This is a genomic window from Collimonas rhizosphaerae, from assembly GCF_038896935.1.
Classification (GTDB): Bacteria; Pseudomonadota; Gammaproteobacteria; order Burkholderiales; family Burkholderiaceae_D; genus Collimonas; species Collimonas rhizosphaerae.
This window is the reverse complement of record NZ_JBANDC010000023.1, coordinates 1-17079: the sequence shown is the minus strand read 5'-3', so window position 1 is coordinate 17079 and position 17079 is coordinate 1. Positions and strand designations below refer to the sequence as shown.

The 17079-nt window shown below is 60.9% G+C and carries 13 protein-coding genes; 7 read left to right on the top strand and 6 right to left on the bottom strand.

Annotation, left to right across the window (positions count from 1 at the left end; translation table 11 throughout):
- Positions 1-96 precede the first annotated feature (96 nt).
- On the bottom strand, positions 97-423 hold the full coding sequence (gene trxA / locus V8G57_RS23335; RefSeq protein WP_342831412.1) for a thioredoxin TrxA: 327 nt from the start codon (positions 421-423) through the stop codon (positions 97-99).
- 313 nt (positions 424-736) lie between these two features.
- On the opposite strand from trxA, the gene V8G57_RS23330 reads away from it, so the two are divergent.
- Positions 737-3481: a PD-(D/E)XK nuclease family protein gene (locus V8G57_RS23330; RefSeq protein WP_342831410.1), complete on the top strand. Its 2745-nt coding sequence runs from the start codon at positions 737-739 to the stop codon at positions 3479-3481.
- Positions 3478-6786, top strand: coding sequence for a UvrD-helicase domain-containing protein (locus tag V8G57_RS23325; protein ID WP_342831409.1), 3309 nt, complete (start codon positions 3478-3480; stop codon positions 6784-6786). Before V8G57_RS23330 ends, V8G57_RS23325 begins: the two co-directional genes overlap by 4 nt.
- Positions 6787-6854: 68 nt before the next feature.
- On the opposite strand, the gene V8G57_RS23320 is transcribed toward V8G57_RS23325, so the two are convergent.
- From V8G57_RS23320 to V8G57_RS23305, 4 genes are all read right to left on the bottom strand, one after another.
- Positions 6855-7598 (bottom strand): amino acid ABC transporter permease, encoded by a 744-nt coding sequence (locus tag V8G57_RS23320; RefSeq protein ID WP_092401992.1) that lies wholly within the window; start codon positions 7596-7598, stop codon positions 6855-6857.
- A gap of 158 nt (positions 7599-7756) precedes the next feature.
- Positions 7757-8554, bottom strand: a complete 798-nt coding sequence (locus V8G57_RS23315) for a basic amino acid ABC transporter substrate-binding protein (protein WP_342831408.1) — start codon at positions 8552-8554, stop codon at positions 7757-7759.
- Between the two features lie 26 nt (positions 8555-8580).
- Positions 8581-9378, bottom strand: a complete 798-nt coding sequence (locus V8G57_RS23310; protein ID WP_342831407.1) for a basic amino acid ABC transporter substrate-binding protein — start codon at positions 9376-9378, stop codon at positions 8581-8583.
- A gap of 15 nt (positions 9379-9393) precedes the next feature.
- Positions 9394-10173, bottom strand: a complete 780-nt coding sequence (locus V8G57_RS23305; protein ID WP_342831406.1) for a basic amino acid ABC transporter substrate-binding protein — start codon at positions 10171-10173, stop codon at positions 9394-9396.
- 301 nt (positions 10174-10474) lie between these two features.
- Here V8G57_RS23305 and V8G57_RS23300 point away from each other — a divergent pair, with 301 nt between their 5' ends.
- Positions 10475-11503: a MerR family transcriptional regulator gene (locus V8G57_RS23300; protein ID WP_342831405.1), complete on the top strand. Its 1029-nt coding sequence runs from the start codon at positions 10475-10477 to the stop codon at positions 11501-11503.
- An 18-nt stretch (positions 11504-11521) separates the two neighbouring features.
- Here V8G57_RS23300 and V8G57_RS23295 read toward each other — a convergent pair whose 3' ends face one another.
- On the bottom strand, positions 11522-12598 hold the full coding sequence (locus V8G57_RS23295) for a substrate-binding domain-containing protein (protein ID WP_342831404.1): 1077 nt from the start codon (positions 12596-12598) through the stop codon (positions 11522-11524).
- A 167-nt stretch (positions 12599-12765) separates the two neighbouring features.
- On the opposite strand from V8G57_RS23295, the gene V8G57_RS23290 reads away from it, so the two are divergent.
- The 4 genes from V8G57_RS23290 to V8G57_RS23275 form a co-directional block, all read left to right on the top strand.
- Positions 12766-14403 carry an OFA family MFS transporter gene (locus V8G57_RS23290; protein WP_342831403.1) on the top strand — a complete coding sequence of 546 codons (1638 nt, stop codon included), beginning with the start codon at positions 12766-12768 and terminating at the stop codon, positions 14401-14403.
- 185 nt (positions 14404-14588) lie between these two features.
- Positions 14589-15095: a formate dehydrogenase subunit gamma gene (locus tag V8G57_RS23285; RefSeq protein ID WP_342831452.1), complete on the top strand. Its 507-nt coding sequence runs from the start codon at positions 14589-14591 to the stop codon at positions 15093-15095.
- Positions 15092-16654 (top strand): formate dehydrogenase beta subunit, encoded by a 1563-nt coding sequence (locus V8G57_RS23280; protein WP_342831402.1) that lies wholly within the window; start codon positions 15092-15094, stop codon positions 16652-16654. Before V8G57_RS23285 ends, V8G57_RS23280 begins: the two co-directional genes overlap by 4 nt.
- Before the next feature lie 51 nt (positions 16655-16705).
- On the top strand, positions 16706-17079 hold a 374-nt coding region (locus V8G57_RS23275), incomplete at its 3' end, for a 2Fe-2S iron-sulfur cluster-binding protein (protein WP_342831401.1).

Genomic DNA, 17079 nt, shown 5'->3' with positions numbered 1-17079 from the left:
GTGTCCCGGGATGGGAAATATTGGGTGGGGGAGGGAACTGCGTGGTGTATTAGTAAAACACAAGCGGCGATGCGGGCGCATCGCCGCGGTTCTTTATTATATATTCGAATCGATGAATGCGGTCAACTGGCCTTTTGCCAGCGCGCCGACTTTCTGTGCCGCGGGGACGCCGTTCTTGAACAGGATCAAGGTCGGGATGCCGCGGATGCCGTGCTTGGCAGGCACTGCCTGGTTGGCATCGACGTCCAGCTTGACGATTTGCAGCTTGTCGCCGTATTCCTTGGCCACCTCTTCCAGGATCGGGGCGATCATCTTGCATGGACCGCACCATTCGGCCCAGAAATCGACCAGGACCGGTTTGTCGGATTTGAGTACATCTGCTTCAAAAGATGCGTCGGTAATGTGTTTAATGTTTTCGCTCATGGTTTCCTCAGTGTGAGGGAAAAAGAATCAATGTGTGCCAAGACGACTTACCATTCCTGCTTGGTGGCTGCCATCGGCGTTCCCTATTCTATTGAATAAGTGGGGATGCCGTGCGCGAATTCAAGTTTTTTGTGGGTGCGGTAAGAGGTATTGCGGCGGGATATTCGCTAAATCATAACCGATTTTATGAAAAAGTGTGGGCCATGTAATTATTTGAGGCTTGTTTTTCCAGGGGCTCGCATAAAATGATAGCTAATTGTTGCAAAAATGCGAGAGCTGCGAAGCAGCCGTTCTCGCGCTTCCAGTGAGTTACATGCCATCAGAATCCATCCAAATCGTGCCATCTGCCAACTTCTGGCCGGATGCTGCACGTGCCTTGCTGGCAGCCTGCCGCCAGGCCAGCGGCGACCAGGGACAGCGCGATTTCGCCCAATGGCGTGTGGTGCTGCCCACCTTTGCCCACGCCCAGCCGCTGAAAGCGGCCATGAACGCGGAGCTGGGCGGGACTTTCGTGCCACCGCAATTCTTTACCTTGTCCGGCTGGCTGGCGACTTTGCCGCCGCTGCCCAATGTGCTGCCCGCCAGCGAACGGCTGATGCGCCTGTATGCCGAATTGCGCCAGCACGGCTGGCTGAAAAAATTATTCACTGCACGCCGCAACACAGACCTGCTGCCGCTGGCGCAGACGCTGTTAGCGTTATCAGACGAATTGACGCAAGCCTTGCTGCCCGCCTTGCATGCCGGTGAGGCAGCAGGCGATCCGGAGCAGCGCTGGCAAAGCGCACTGGAGCAGCTGTCGCCGGACGCGCGCAAGCTGCTGTCGGATGAAACGCAGCTGGTATGGTCGATCTGGAAAAGTCAGCTGGACGCCGATGACGCCATCGCAGCACGCTTTACGCAAATGCTGCAGGTCGCGGAACACGCCAGCCAGCCGCTGGCCTGGATCAGCTCGGTGGCGCCGGAACCGCTGGAACAGGCTTTTCTCGATGCTTATGCCAGGCGCCAGCAGGTGCTGACGATTACCCTCGACTGGCGTGCACACGCAATCTTGCCGACGCATGCGCTGGCCTGGCCGGAAATGGTGGAAGCCGCGGCAGATGGAGAAACCGCGGATATCGCAGCAAGCAATCACGCGCCGCCGCCTGAGCTGGCATTGTGCGCGGCGCGCAGTGTCGAAGACGAGGCGGTGCAGGGCGCGCAGATGGTGATCGACTGGCTGCAGGAGGGCAAGGCCAGCCTGGCGATCGTGGCGCAGGACCGTGTCGTGGCGCGGCGCATCCGGGCTTTGCTGGAGCGGGCGCAAGTCCACGTGGCCGATGAAACCGGCTGGAAGTTGTCTACCACGCGTGCTGCATCCGCCATTTCCGCCTGGTTCGACGTCGTCGCCGCGCGCGGTGAAACCACGGCCTTGCTGGATCTGCTGAAATCGCCGTTTGTGCTGAATGAGGCGCCTAGCGACCTGCTGCACGATGCGCAGGACAGCGTTGCCAACAAATCTGCGCTGGTGATGAAAATAGAGTTGCTGCTGCGGCGCGCCAATGTGCTCGGCGAGTGGCGCGCGGTAATCAATGCCTTGACCGCGGCGCCGGCGGAACAAAAAGCGGTAGCTTTGCTGGCGCAGCAGGCAGCATTGTTCAGCGGCCGGAAGAACCTGCGCGACTGGATCGCCACCACCGCCGCGGCGCTCGATGCGCTGGGCGTGTCGTCGGCGCTCAGCGCGGATTCCGCCGGCCAGCAGATCTTGCAGCTATTGCAGAATATCGCGCCGCCCGGCAATGATTTTGCAGCGCTGTTTTCATTTCCCGAGTGGCGCGCGCTGGTCAGCCTGCAGCTCGACGACACCAGCTTCATCAGCGCCGCCGATGACCGCCGAGTCGTGATGCTGCCGCTGAACGGCGCCCGCTTGCGTACCTTCGACGCCGTGCTGATGGTGGGTGCCGATGCCGACCACCTGCCTTCGCAGCCGCAGGAGACGCTGTTCTTCGCCAATACCGTGCGGCGCGAGCTGGGCCTGGCGACACGCGAGAGCCGCCAGCGCCAGCAACTGCGCGACGTAGTCGAGCTGCTGGCGATGAATCCGCAGGTAGTGCTGTCGTGGCAGGCGCACAAGGATGGCGAACCGAATCCGGCCAGCCCCTGGATCCAGCGCCTGCAGCTGACTTTGGCGCTGGCCGTTCCTGCCGCGCCGGCGCTGCCAGAGCGGCGGGCGCCGATTGCCTCGCAGAGCCTGCAAGCCAGGCCGTCCGCCATGCCGGCGCCGGCGGCGCCGCAGCTGACGCCGAGCCGCCTGACGGCCAGCGCTTACAACAGCTTTATCGCCTGTCCGTATCAATTCTTCGCCAGGCGCATGCTGGGCCTGGCGTCGCTGGACGAATTGTCCGACCTGCCGGAAAAGCGCGACTATGGCGGCTGGCTGCATGAAATCCTGGAGACTTACCACGAAACCCTGCGTGACCAGCCATGTCCGCCGGACCAGCGCGAATCCTTGCTGGCCGATATTTCAAAGAAATTGTTCGACAGCGTCATCGCAAAGAACGCAGCTGCATTGGGCTATTACTCGCGCTGGCAAAAAGTCATTGCGGCTTATGTCGTCTGGGCCAATGAGCACGAAGCGCAAGGCTGGCGCTTCGTGTTCGGCGAACAGGCTTATGAAAAACCGATGGTGCTGCCGGACCGCGAACTGATGCTGCACGGCCGGATCGACCGCGTCGACGAGAACGGCGCCGGCGAGCGCGCGGTGCTCGATTACAAGACCAACAACCTGGTCGTGCTGAATAAAAAACTGAAAGACCATGAAGATCACCAGCTGGCGTTCTACGGCCTGCTGTCGGACCGGCCGGTCGCGGCGGCGCACTATGTCGCGCTGGAAACCACGAAAGACAAGGTCGGCGACGTGAGTGCTCCCGATTACGACGAAGCGCAACGCGCCTTGGCCGCGCAGATTTCGGTCAATGTGCAAGCGATTGCGCGCGGCGTCGGCCTGCCTGCCAACGGCGTGGCGTCGGTTTGCCAGTATTGCGATGTGCGCGGTTTGTGCCGCAAGGGAGCATGGGAATGAGCGAATCGATGCAAGCCGGACTGCCGAGCGCTTATCGCTTGAACGGCGTGGTCGTCGAAGCCCAGGGCTTCACCAACGCCGCTTGCGATCCGCAGCACTCGGTGGTGGTGGAAGCTTGCGCCGGCAGCGGCAAGACCTGGCTGCTGGTGGCGCGCATGCTGCGGCTGTTGCTGGCCGGGGCCGCGCCATCGGAACTGCTGGCGATCACCTTTACCCGCAAGGCCGCACAGGAAATGCGCGAGCGCCTGCTGGAGCTGCTGCACGACCTGGCCTTGCAGCCGGACGCCAAGGTGCGCAACCTGCTGCTGGAACGCGGCATCGCCCAGCAAGACCTGGCGCACACACTGCCGGCGGCGCGCGGCCTGTATGAACGCGTGCTGGCCAGTCCGCAAAGCCTGTCGATCGACACTTTCCATAGCTGGTTCGCGCGGCTGCTGCAAATTGCGCCGCTGGCTTCCGGCGTGCCGCACGGTTATGCCTTGACCGAGAAAACCGGCGAATTGCTGGCGGATGCTTACCTGCGTTTCATGCAGTCGCTGAACGACGAAGAGAATGGCCAGGCCAGGCAGGATCTGCTGGCGCTGTACCAGCTGGTCGGCGATTTCAGCACCCGCAAACTGCTGAATGCTTTCATCGATAAACGCGCCGAATGGTGGGCTGTGATCCAGCAGGGAGTGGATGCGCCGCTCGAATGGCTGCGCGAAATGTGCGGCGTAGATGCTGAAATCGATGCAAGGCTGTCGTTGTGGGACGACCAGAAACTCCTGTCGCAGGTCAAGCAGATCGCCTGGCTGCTGGGGCAGGGGTCGGCGACCAACCAGAAACGCGCTACCGCGATTGAAATGGCGCTGACGGCTGGCGCCGCGGCGGTCAATTTCGACGCCTTGTGCCATCAGTTCTTTGACGATGCCGGCAAGCCGCGCAGCAACGGCAAGGCCAAGGATTTACTGAAAGCGCTGGAAAACAGCCTGGGCGGCAATGCCCTGGATGCTTTCGACGCGCAATTCGACGCGACCGGAGAAGCCCTCAAGCAGTTGCGCAAGCGCAGCCACGAGCGCACCGTGCTCAGCCTGAACCAGCATCTGTTCAGCGTCGGCAACGCCTACCTGGAATGCTACCAGGCGCTCAAGGCGGAACAGCGGGTGTTCGATTTCGCCGACCTGGAATGGCAAGCCTATCGCCTGCTGACCAATCCGGAAAGCGCGGCCTACCTGCAAAGCCGGCTCGATACACGCTACAAGCATATCCTGCTGGATGAGTTCCAGGACACCAACCCGCTGCAATGGAGCATCGTGCGCGCCTGGCTAAGCGCGTATGGCGCGGATGCCGGCCAGCCCAGCGTGTTTGTGGTGGGCGATCCCAAGCAGTCGATTTACCGTTTCCGGCGCGCCGAGCCGCGGGTGTTCGAAGCTGCGCGCAAGCTGTTGCAGGAGCAGGGCGCCACGGTATTGCAAGCCAACCAGACCAGGCGCAACGCCACTGCGATTGTCGAGGTGCTGAACGCCAGCTTCTACGCCAACCCGCTGTTTTCCGCGCAAACCACGCTGGGCGAAGCCGGCGGCGCGGTCTGGCGCCTGCCCCTGGTCCGGCAAGCGGACGATGAGGCGGAACAGCAGCCGCAAGGCTTGCGCAATCCGCTGACCACCGCGCGCGAAGAATCGGAAGACGCTCGCCGCCGCGACGAAGGCAGGCAGCTGGCGCAAGCGTTATGGCGCGCCAGGCAAGAACTGACGGTGCGCCAGGAACACGGCGGCCGCACGCTGCGCTGGTCGGATGTGATGCTGCTGGTGAAGAAGCGCAGCCACCTGGGCGCCTATGAAAGCGCGCTGCGCGAAGCCGGCATACCGTTCATGTCGGACAAGCGCGGCGGCCTGCTGGAGTCATTGGAAATTTCCGACCTGGTTGCCTTGCTGACTTTCCTGATCACGCCGGACGATGCGCGCGCACTCGGCCATGTATTGAAATCGCCGATCTTCGGCGCCAGCGACGACGACCTGATCGCCTTGGCGCAACGCGCTGAGCGCGGCTGGTGGGCGCGCCTGCGGGCGGCCTCGGCAAGCCAGGACGCCGCTCCAGCGCTGCAGCGCGCCGCCGCCTTGCTGGAACAATGGCTGCAGGCGGCGCCGCGCTTGCCGGTGCATGACTTGCTCGATGTGATTTTGCACCAGGGACAATTGCTGGCGCGTTATGCCCAGGCGGCTTCGCCTTTGACGCGCAGCCAGGCGATAGGCAACATCGAAACCTTCGTCGAGCTGGCGCTGAACATGGATGCCGGCCGTTATCCCAGCCTGCCGAAGTTCATCGATGCCTTGCGCGGCCTGCAAAACGCCGCCGGCGGCGATGCGCCCGACGAAGCCAGCATCGACGCCGCCACCGATGCGGTGCGCATCCTGACGGTGCATAGCGCCAAAGGGCTGGAAGCGCCGGTAGTGGTGCTGCTGGACGCCAATCACAGCAAGCCGGCGCGCGACGACTACGGCATCTTGTGCGACTGGCCGCAGGATGCGGAGGCGCCGCTGCACTTTTCCGCGTTCGGCAGCAGTGCCGAGCGCGGCGCCGCGCGCGATCTGCTGTTCGCGGCGGAAGAAGGTTTCAAGATGCAGGAAGACTGGAACCTGCTGTACGTCGCCACTACCCGCGCCAAGCAGCTGCTGATCGTCAGCGGCGTCGCCGGCAGGAGCGGCGGCGTGACCGAAGACAGCTGGTATGCACGGCTGGAGCACGTCCCCGAAACCAGCCTGGATGCCATCGCCGAACACGCCGCGGCTGCCGGCAGCGTGCAGGAATTTGAACAGGAAATATTTGATCCGCCGCAATTGCCGCCGGCCGAGACTCCGGTCGCAGCGACTTTTGACAGCGAAGCAATCGCTGAAGGCATCGCTTTGCACGGCTTGCTGGAAAGAGTGACCCAGCATGGGTTGTGGCCGGTAGTGCTGCCGGACGCCGCAACGATTGCGCGCTGGCTGCCATGCCCGCCGGCGCTGGCAAAGCAGGTCCGGCAGCAGGCACAGACCATCCTGGGACAGGCCGAGCTGGAGCATTTTTTCAATCCAGCCATGCACCTGCACGCCCGCAACGAAATGGAAATCATCGCCGACAATGCGGTGCTGCGCTTCGACCGCGTGGTGATCTTCGAGGACGAAGTGTGGATCCTGGACTACAAGCGCAAGCTGCTTGATAGCGAGCGGGCGGCTTATACCGCGCAGTTGCGCAGTTACCGGCAGGCGGCGCAAGGAGTGTTTGCCGGCAAGCGTTTGCGTACCGCCTTGCTGACTGTGGATGGGCGCTTGTCGGAAGTCGACTAGTTAAAAAAAAACCCTTATTTTCGATGAGAAAAATAAGGGTTTTTTCGGAAGGGGCTACTCGGTTGCCATCAACGATGGTGGGGCGCCGCGTATTTCCGTTCCAGCCGGCCGACCAGCGTCGCCAGTATCATGGTCATGGCGAAATAGACCACGGAAATCGTGATGTACGGCTCCCAGTAGCGCGAGTAGGCGCCCGCCACGGTCCGGGCGGCATAAGCCAGCTCGGCCAGGCCGATCGCCGACACCAGCGACGAATCCTTGAGCAGGGTGATCGCTTCATTGCCGAGCGGCGGCAGCATGCGGCGGAACGCCTGCGGCAGCACCACGTAGCGCATGGTGAGTTTGTAGCCCATGCCGAGGCTGGATGCGGCGTAAGACTGGCCGCGGTCGATGGACTGGATGCCGGCCCGGAAAATCTCTGAAATATAAGCGCCGGCGTTCAGCGACAAGGCCACGATGCCGGAGATGAAGGCGCCGTAATCTTGCTTGATGGTGCGCGCCAGCTCGCCGGAGATCAACAGGCCGTTGTCCTGGTGGATCAGCACCGGCATCACTGCAAAGTGGATCAGCAGGATCTGCACGAACAGCGGGGTGCCGCGGAAAAAGGCGACATAGAAGCTGGCCAGCGATTTCAACAGGCGGAACGGCCATTTCCATGGACCGTGCTTGACTTCCGCCAGGCGCAGCATGCCCAGCAACAGACCGAGGATGGTGCCGATGATGATACTGATCACGGCGACCTGGACCGTCATGAAGAAGCCCTTGACGAATAGCGGCGCGTAGCCTTGTATGATGCTCCAGCGAAAATCCATAAGTGTTATTGAGAAGAAACGGTGCGACGGGCTGAGAGGACGCGTAATCCGGCGTGCTGCTGGTCCGGGTTAAACATAAGATAATAAAAATTAGCGCAAAATTATACCGTAGTTGCCGCAGACCGCCAAAAACAGCCGGTCTGCGGGCAGGTCACGGATTATTGCTTACCGTTGCCGAAGTACTTTTCATTGATTTTCGCGAAGCTGCCGTCAGCCTTTACATCAGCCAGGCCCTGGTTGATTTTGGCCAGCAGTTCGGTATTGCCCTTGCGTACCGCAATGCCATAGTACTCTTTCGGAAAACCGCCATCGGGCACCACGCGGAAGCTGGCGGACGGATTGTTGGTAATGTAGTTCCTGACCACCGGATCGTCAGCCACCACGGCGTCGACGCCGCCGCTTTCCAGTTCCTTCAGGGCCAGCGTGGTCGAGTCGAAGCGCTTGATGCTGGGGTTGTTCTTGCCCACCAGGTTTTGCACCACTTCGTCGCCGGTGGTGGCGCTTTGCACGCCGATCTTCATGGTCTTCAGGTCAGTGAACTGCTTGACCGAGGTATTGCCTTGCGGGACCGCGATCAGCTGGCTGGCTTCGAAATAAGGCTCGGAGAAATCCACGGTCTGCTTGCGCTCATCGGTGATCGTGATGGCGGAAATCAGCAGGTCGCGGTCGCCCTGCGCCAGGAAGTTGAAGATGCCTTCGAACGGCGTCGGTATGAATTTCACCTCGATGCCGATCTTGGCGGCGATCGCTTTCATCAGGTCGATATCGAAGCCGACCACTTCCTTCTTTTCATTTTCGGCGGAAAACGGCGCGTAGGCCGATTCAACGCCGACCACGTACAGGGTTTGCTTGGAGGCCGCCGCCGGCGCTTCTTCCTTTTTGCTGCAGGCGCCGACTGCCAGCAAGCCCAGGCTGAGAGCGCACAGCGGCAGATAGCGGCTTAACATTTTTTTCATGGGGTTCTCGTAAAAATCAGTCGAATTTACAACTTCTCGTCGGCGAAATATTTCTTGTAGATCCGGTCCTGCGTGCCGTCAGCCTTGATCTGTTCCAGGCCGTGGTTGAGCTTGGCCAGCAGTTCGGCGTTGCCCTTCTTGACCGCGATGCCGTAGTATTCCTTGGGGAAAGCCGGATCGTTGACGATGCGGAAGCTCTTGCCTGGATTGTTCTTTACGAAATTGGTGACCACGCCGTTGTCGCCGATCACGGCGTCGACGCCGCCGCCTTCCAGTTCCTGGAACGCCAGCGGCATCGATTCAAAGCGCTTGACGCTGGGGCTGTTCTTGCCGACCAGGTTTTGCGCCGCCTCATCCGCGGTAGTGGCGCTCTGGACGCCGATCTTCAGGGTTTTCAGGTCTTCGAACTTGGTCACCTTCGAACTCGACGGCAGCACGATCAGCTGTTTTGCCACGAAGTAGGGTTCGGAGAAATCCATGGTCTGGCGGCGCTGGTCGTTGATCGTGATGGTGGAAATCAGGATGTCGCGGTCGCCCTGGGACAGCGCATTGAACAGGCCGTCGAACGGCGTATTGACGATCCTGATCTTGAGGCCGGCCTTGTCGGCCACGGCTTTCATGATCTCGATGTCGAATCCGACAAGTTCCTTCTGTTCATTCTCGGAAGCGAAGGGAGCGTATGCGCCGTCCGCGCCCACCACGTATTCAGTGGCTGCATTGCCTGCGCTCGCCGCGGCATTGCTATCCTTCTTGCCGCATCCAGCCAGCACAGCCAGCGAACACAGCAAAGCCAGGGTCAGCGCCGGCAGGTATCGTTGTTTCATGTTTTTCCCCGGCGGTTATTTAGCGGTGTCGGCAAAATACTTGGCGTAGATCTTGTCGTAGCTGCCGTCAGCCTTGATTGCCGCCAGCCCTTTGTTGACCTTGGCCAGCAGCTCGGCGTTGCCCTTCTTGACCGCGATGCCGTAATACTCTTTGGAGAAGGCCGGGTCGGAGATCAAGCGGAAGCCTTCGGACGGATTGTTCTTGATGTAGTTCTTCACCACGCCGTTGTCGGACACCACGGCCTCAACGCCGCCGCCTTCCAGTTCTTTCATGACCAGCGTCGCCGATTCCAGGCGCTTGATATTGGGATTGTTCTTGCCCAGTTCCTTTTGCACGATCTCGTCGCCGGTGGTAGCGCTTTGCACGCCCACTTTCATGTTCTTGAGGTCCGCGAATTTCGTGACCTTCGAATTTTTCGGCACCACGATCAGCTGGTTGGCTTCAAAGTAGGGCTCGGAGAAATCGACAGTCTGCTTGCGCTCGTCGGTAATCGTGATGGCTGACGCCAGCAGATCGCGGTCGCCTTGCGCCAGGAAATTGAAGATGCCTTCAAACGGCGTATTGACGAACTTGATCTTGAAGCCGCCCTTGTCGGCGATGGCGTTCATGACGTCGACGTCGAAGCCGACGATTTCCTTTTGTTCATTCTGGTACTCGAACGGCGCAAAAGTCGCTTCGGCGCCGACCAGGTATTCGGTTGGTGCAGGCGTCGCCGCCGTTTTCGGTTCCTGCTTGCCGCAAGCTGCCAGCGACAGGGCGAGCACGCACAGGCCCAGATTGAAAATGCGATTCATTGAGTAGCTCCTGTAAGGTCGGTAGAGTGTTCCAGCCGTGAGATTGGCATATTAACAATATTGCCTGGAATAAGCCGCTATTTTAGATTCATCCATGCAAATAACAATGATTTATATAGATAGATTGCAGATAAGTGCGGCCGGCTAGGTGCGGCCGGCCAGGTGCAGTCAGCGAGGCGTGCCTCGCCGAATGCCATGTCGGAAATGACAGGTGTGGTTTTTTTTTGCGATAAGCTGCTTGACCCTGACGTGACGTGAGGTTCCAGAATCAATGGACGCTGAAGAAAAAAGGAGCAAGACCATGCTGTTGCGAGTAGGTGAACTGGCCAAACGCTGCGGCCTGACGGTCAGGACCCTGCATTACTACGACGAAATCGGCTTGCTCGCTCCTTCTGCGCGTTCCGATGCCGGCTACCGGCTGTACAACCGTGGCGATATCGCCCGCCTGCACCAGGTGCAGGCGCTGCGGCGCCTGGGGGTATCACTGGGCGAGATCGGAGCCCTATTGACCCGGCCGGAGCTGTCCCTGGCTTCTGTCATCGAACAGCAGCTCCGCATGCTGGATGAGCAAATCGCGCAGTCTGTCCGGCTGCGCGACCGTTTGTCCACCCTGCGCGCGCAGTTCATGGCGGGAGAAGAGCCGGAACTGGCCGAATGGCTGACAACGATGGAGCTGATGAACATGTACGATAAATATTTCACCCAGGAAGAACTCAAGCAGCTGCCGTTCTACCAGGCCGATACGGCCCGGCGGCGGCAGTGGTCGGCGCTGGTGGAGCAGGTGGCGGCCCTGATGGCCGGCGCAACGCCGGCCGGCAGCGAGCAGGCGCAGGCGCTGGCGGTGCGCTGGATGAACATGGTGGAGCAGGATACGCTGGTCGACCCAGCCCTGTTCGCCAAACTCAGGGCCATGCACGACAACGAACCCGGCATGCAGGAACAAACCGGGATCTCGCCCGACATGATCGGCTATGTGATGCGGGCCTTCGCCGAGAGCAAGCTGCAGGTGTACCAGAAGTACCTGTCGCCCGCCGAGTTCGCCTTCATGCGCGCCAACTACGGCAAGCGCATGAAAGAGTGGCCGCCGCTGATCGCCGCCTTGCGCAAGCAGATGGATGGCGGCGCCACGCCCGGCGACGCGGAGCCGCAGCGGCTGGCGCAGGTGTGGATGGAACTGTTCCGCTCCTATGCAGGCGACAATCCTGAGACCCAGCAGAAAATCCGCAACGCCATGGTGCAGGAGCCGAGCCTGGCCAGGGGCACCTGGCTCAATGAAGAGCTGCTGGCTTACCTGCGCCAGGCGCTTGCGATCCTCCAGCCCGCATCCTGAGGCCGGGCCGGCGCGATTCTATTGCAGGCTTCCGAATGCTTCGGACAGCGACAGGATCTCGCCGGTAGCGCTGCCGTCGTAGCCGTTGAGCTGGTTGACGATGTCGCGAAACGAGGCCGATTGCAGGATGGCGATGACCTGCTGCATCAACGGATCTTTCATGGCAGCGTTTGACAGGGCAAAGAAATAGCGTTCGCGGACCAGCGGGATGAAGTCCAGGCCGAAGCGATGAGCGGCGGTCTGTACGCCGAAGCCGACGTCGGCCATGCCGCTGGCGATGAAGGCGGCAATCGCCGAATGCGTGAATTCGGCGCTCTCGAAACCTTCGATGGCGTTCGGCGACAGCGCCTGCCGGGACAGCATCAGCTCCAGCAGCATGCGGGTGCCTGAACCCGGCTGGCGGTTGACGAACAGCACGCCTGCGCGGCTCAAGTCGGCCAAGCCGGCGATATGCTTTGGATTGCCTGGCGCCACCATCAAGCCTTGGTTGCGCACCGCCAGGTGGATCAGGCAGTGTTTGTTCTTGTCCAGCCAGCGGCTGTAGCTGGCCACCGAAGCATCCTCGAATTCTCCCAAGGGCACGTGAAAGCCGGCCAGGTCGCATTCTTGCCGCGCCAGCGCGGCCACTGCATCGGCGCTGTTGCGGTAGCGCAGGTCTACCGGCAGGTGGCGTTCATTCAGCTGGTTGAGCAGCGCGGCGACGGCAAAACCGTGGCTGGCGTTGAGGCGGATCACTTGCGGCTGGCCGCTTACCGTCTTGCTCAGTTCGCCTTCCAGCTCGGACGCCAGGGTTTCCAGGGTCGGCGACAGGCGCGCCGCGATGCGGCGGTCAGCCCAGATCAGTTTTTCCGCCAGCGGCAGCAGGCGGCTGCCGCGGCCGCGGCCGGTCTCTATCAGGGGATGGCCGAACATCCGTTCGGCGTCGCGCAGCAAACCCCAGGCATGGCGGTAGGAACTGCCGGTCTGCTTGGCGGCGTTGGCGATGGAGCCGGTTTCCTGGACGGCGGTGAGCAGCGTCAGCAGCACAGCGGTATCCAGCGGCTGCTCGGTGTCGCGCGAGATTTCCCAGTGCGGCTTGATTTTCACTTTATACATTATGCAAAATATAGCCTATTGAGTGGCCTGGTTGCCAGTGATATTTTTCATATATACAAAGGTCAATATAGGTAAAATTGTAGTTAGAGAAAATATTTTTCATATAAAACTATATGTAAGTAATTACCTATGGTACATATAAGCATTTTTAATTTCCGGGGGGAAAAGTGGGATTTTTAGATAAAGAGCGGACCATTGCAGGTCCCGGTTTCAACCGTTGGCTGGTACCGCCTGCGGCGTTGGCAATTCATCTGTGTATCGGCATGGCTTACGGTTTTTCCGTGTTCTGGCTGCCGCTGTCTAAGGCGATCGGGATCAAGGAGTCGCTGGCCTGTTCCAAGGATATGAGTTTCTTTGCTGAAATATTCGCCAGTACCTGCGACTGGAAGATTTCGATGCTGGGCTGGATCTACACCATGTTCTTCGTGCTGCTGGGAACATCGGCAGCGATCTGGGGCGGCTGGCTGGAACACGTCGGTCCGCGCAAAGCGGGTTTTGTGGCAGCCTTGTGCTGGTGCGGCGGTTTGCTGATTTCGGCGTTGGGCGTCTACCATCACCAGATCTGGCTGATGTGGATAGGCTCCGGCCTGATCGGCGGCGTCGGCCTTGGCTTGGGTTACATCTCGCCCGTGTCGACCCTGATCAAATGGTTCCCGGACCGGCGCGGCATGGCTACCGGCATGGCGATCATGGGTTTCGGCGGCGGTGCGCTGATCGGCAGCCCGCTGGCCGACAAGCTGATGAAGCATTTTGCTTCCGACGTCTCGGTCGGCGTCTGGCAGACCTTCGTCGTCATGGCCCTGATCTACTTCGTGTTCATGATGGCTGGCGCCTTCGGCTACCGGATCCCGCCTAGCGGCTGGAAGCCGGCCGGCTGGACGCCGCCTGCCACCAACGGCAATGCGATGATCACCCAGCATCACGTGCATGTCAGCAAGGTGTGGGGCATCCCGCAATTCTGGCTGGTATGGCTGGTGCTGTGCCTGAACGTCTCGGCCGGCATCGGCGTGATCGGCATGGCTTCGCCCATGCTGCAGGAAGTGTTCGGCGGCCATCTGCTCGGCGTCGGCACCAAGTTCACTGAATTGTCGCTGGAGCAAAAAGGCGCGATTGCAGCGATTGCCGCCGGCTTTACCGGCCTGATCAGCCTGTTCAACATCGGCGGCCGTTTCGTCTGGGCTTCCTGCTCGGACTATATCGGGCGCAAGATGACTTATGTGGTGTTCTTTGTCCTCGGCTTCGTGCTGTATGTGAGCTTGCCTTGGTCCGGCGCGGCCGGCAGCGTGGCCCTGTTCGTGACCGCGGTGTGCCTGATCCTGTCGATGTATGGCGGCGGTTTTGCCACGGTGCCGGCCTACCTGGCTGACCTGTTCGGCACCCAGATGGTGGGCGCGATCCATGGCCGCTTGCTGACTGCGTGGGCGACCGCGGGCATCCTTGGACCTGTGGTGGTGAACTACATGCGCGAATACCAGCTCTCGCTGGGCATGCCGCGCGAATCGGTCTACAACACCACGATGTATATCCTGGCCGGTTTCCTGGTAGTGGGCCTGCTGTGCAACCTGATGATCAAGCCGATTGCTGAAAAGCATTTCATGACGCCGGAAGAATTGGCCCGTGAAAAGAAACTGGCGCACGAGCAGGCTTCCGCCAACCCGGACGTGACGGTTTCAGCCGAAGACATGGCGCGTATTGGCAGCGGCGGCAGCCCGCTGGTGTTATGGTTGTCGTGGGCGGCGGTGATTATTCCGCTGGTTTGGGGGATCTCGATCACCTTGCAGAAATCCGCAGTATTGTTTAAGTAATTGAGTCAGGCCGGATGGGCAGCAATGCCCGTCCGGCGGTTGAACAGGCAAGAAGCCAAGAGCAGTTGCAGTACAGATTCAGGACGCACCGCGGTGCGCCGATCAAGGTGCATCGAGTCATAACAAGAACATCCATTCTGCGCACCTTTTGTAACATCGAACACCGGTAGGAGACTGTCGTGAAGATGCAAATCGAGCCAAGTTCTCAAGTAGTTCCGTCGGACCCGTCTGTCGACCTGGACCAGGTCAAATCCATTATTCAAAAATACCAGGCATTGCCCGGCGCCATGCTGCCGGTCCTGCATGCCATCCAGGATGCGCTTGGCTACGTGCCGTCGTCGACGGTGCCGTTGATCGCCGAGCAGCTGAATCTTTCGCGCGCCGAGGTGCACGGCGTGATCAGTTTTTATCACCATTTCCGCCAGCAGCCTGCGGGCCGCCACCTGGTGCAGATCTGCCGTGCCGAGGCTTGCCAGGCGCGCGGCTCGGCAGCGCTCGAAGCGCACGCCAAGGCGGCGCTGGGCTGCGATTTCCACGGCACCAGCAGCGATGGCCAGTTCACGCTGGAGCCGGTGTATTGTCTGGGCCAGTGCGCTTGCGGTCCGAGCATGCTGATCGACGACGACCTGCATGCGCGTGTCAGCAACGACAAATTCAACAAGCTGGTGCGGGCCAAGCGAGGTGCGGCATGAGCATCACTATCTACGTACCGCGCGATTCGACCGCGCTGGCTTTGGGCGCTAATGAAGTCGCCGCAGCGATCGTGGCCGAAGCGGCCAGGCGCGGCCAGGAAATCACGCTGGTGCGCAACGGTTCGCGCGGCATGTTCTGGCTGGAGCCGCTGGTTGAGGTGGCAACGGCTGCCGGCCGCATCGGCTACGGGCCGGTTGAACCGGATGACGTCGCCGGCCTGTTCGATGCGGATTTCCTGGCTGGCGGCCAGCATCGCCTGGCTTTGGGGCTGGTCGATGAAATTCCCTATTTGAAGAAGCAGGAGCGCCTGACTTTCGCCCGGGTCGGCATTACCGATCCGCTGTCGCTCGATGACTACCTGGCGCACGAAGGTTACCAGGGCTTGCAAAAAGCCCTGGCCATGCAAAGCGCCGACATCGTGCAGGAAGTGCTGGAGTCGGGCCTGCGCGGCCGCGGCGGCGCGGCTTTCCCTACCGGCATCAAATGGAAGACGGTGCTGGGCGCCCAGAGCGCGCAGAAATACATCGTCTGCAACGCCGACGAAGGCGACTCCGGCACCTTTTCCGACCGCATGGTGATGGAAGACGACCCCTTCGTCCTGATCGAAGGCATGACGATCGCTGCGCTGGCCGTTGGCGCGACCCGCGGCTACATTTATGTCCGCTCGGAATATCCGCATGCGATCGCCGCGCTGGAGCAGGCGATCGGCACGGCTGGCGAGCGCAATTACCTGGGCGAGAATATTCTCGGCTCGGGCCGCGCTTTCCATCTGGAAGTGCGCAAAGGCGCCGGCGCCTATATCTGCGGCGAGGAAACCGCCTTGCTGGAAAGCCTGGAAGGCAAGCGCGGCGTGGTGCGCGCCAAGCCGCCGCTGCCGGCGATCGAAGGCTTGTTCGGCAAGCCGACCGTCATCAACAACGTGATCTCGCTGGCCTCGGTGCCTATCATCCTGGCGCGCGGCGCTGCTTTTTACAAGAATTACGGCATGGGGCGTTCGCTCGGCACCTTGCCGATGCAACTGGCAGGCAACGTCAAATACGGCGGCCTGGTGGAGAAAGCATTTGGCGTGACCCTGCGCGAACTGCTGTTCGATTTCGGCGGCGGCACCGCCAGCGGCAAGCCGATACGCGCGGTGCAGGTCGGCGGCCCGCTCGGACCGTATCTGCCGGAATCGCTGTTTGACACCAAGCTCGATTACGAAGCTTTCGCCGCCGTCGGCGGCATGCTGGGGCACGGCGGCATCGTGGTGTTCGACGACAGCGTCGACATGGCCAGGCAGGCGCGCTACGCGATGGAGTTCTGCGCGGTGGAATCCTGCGGCAAATGCACGCCTTGCCGCATCGGTTCGACCCGCGGGGTGGAAGTGATCGACAAGATCGTTGCGGGGCAGACTCAACAGATTCATCTCCAGCAGATCCATCTGCTGCGCGACCTGTGCGACACCATGGTCAACGGCTCCCTGTGCGCGATGGGCAGCATGACGCCGTTGCCGGTGCTGTCCGCGCTTGATCATTTTCCCGAAGATTTCGCTGGCGGCACGCTGGACAAGGCCGCCTGACCGCCATTCAGATAAACACCACCCACGTTCCACCGGAACCAGGAGCATGTGATGAATCAGCTTAACGAACTTGACTACGGCACACCCGCCAAGCAGTCCGAAAAATCGGTAACCCTGGAAATCGACGGCGTCAGCGTCGAAGTGGCCGCCGGCACCTCTGTCATGCGCGCCGCCGTGGAAGCCGGCATCAACGTCCCCAAATTATGTGCGACCGACAGCCTGGAACCGTTCGGTTCCTGCCGGCTGTGCCTGGTCGAAATCGACGGCAAGAAGGGTTATCCGGCGTCTTGCACCACGCCGTGCGAGCCAGGAATGAAGGTCAGGACCCAGACACCCAAGCTGGCCGATATCCGGCGCGGCGTGATGGAACTGTACATCTCCGACCATCCGCTCGATTGCCTGACTTGCCCCACCAACGGCAATTG

What these genes read in the sequence shown, in the direction of transcription:
- V8G57_RS23320 (WP_092401992.1), bottom strand. Translation starts at nt 7,598, where the DNA reads ATGGATTTTCGCTGGAGCATCATACAAGGCTACGCGCCGCTATTCGTC.
- V8G57_RS23295 (WP_342831404.1), bottom strand. Translation starts at nt 12,598, where the DNA reads ATGTATAAAGTGAAAATCAAGCCGCACTGGGAAATCTCGCGCGACACC.
- V8G57_RS23310 (WP_342831407.1), bottom strand. Translation starts at nt 9,378, where the DNA reads ATGAAACAACGATACCTGCCGGCGCTGACCCTGGCTTTGCTGTGTTCG.
- V8G57_RS23305 (WP_342831406.1), bottom strand. Translation starts at nt 10,173, where the DNA reads ATGAATCGCATTTTCAATCTGGGCCTGTGCGTGCTCGCCCTGTCGCTG.
- V8G57_RS23330 (WP_342831410.1), top strand. Translation starts at nt 737, where the DNA reads ATGCCATCAGAATCCATCCAAATCGTGCCATCTGCCAACTTCTGGCCG.
- V8G57_RS23285 (WP_342831452.1), top strand. Translation starts at nt 14,589, where the DNA reads ATGCAAATCGAGCCAAGTTCTCAAGTAGTTCCGTCGGACCCGTCTGTC.
- V8G57_RS23315 (WP_342831408.1), bottom strand. Translation starts at nt 8,554, where the DNA reads ATGAAAAAAATGTTAAGCCGCTATCTGCCGCTGTGCGCTCTCAGCCTG.
- V8G57_RS23300 (WP_342831405.1), top strand. Translation starts at nt 10,475, where the DNA reads ATGCTGTTGCGAGTAGGTGAACTGGCCAAACGCTGCGGCCTGACGGTC.
- trxA (WP_342831412.1), bottom strand. Translation starts at nt 423, where the DNA reads ATGAGCGAAAACATTAAACACATTACCGACGCATCTTTTGAAGCAGAT.
- V8G57_RS23280 (WP_342831402.1), top strand. Translation starts at nt 15,092, where the DNA reads ATGAGCATCACTATCTACGTACCGCGCGATTCGACCGCGCTGGCTTTG.
- V8G57_RS23325 (WP_342831409.1), top strand. Translation starts at nt 3,478, where the DNA reads ATGAGCGAATCGATGCAAGCCGGACTGCCGAGCGCTTATCGCTTGAAC.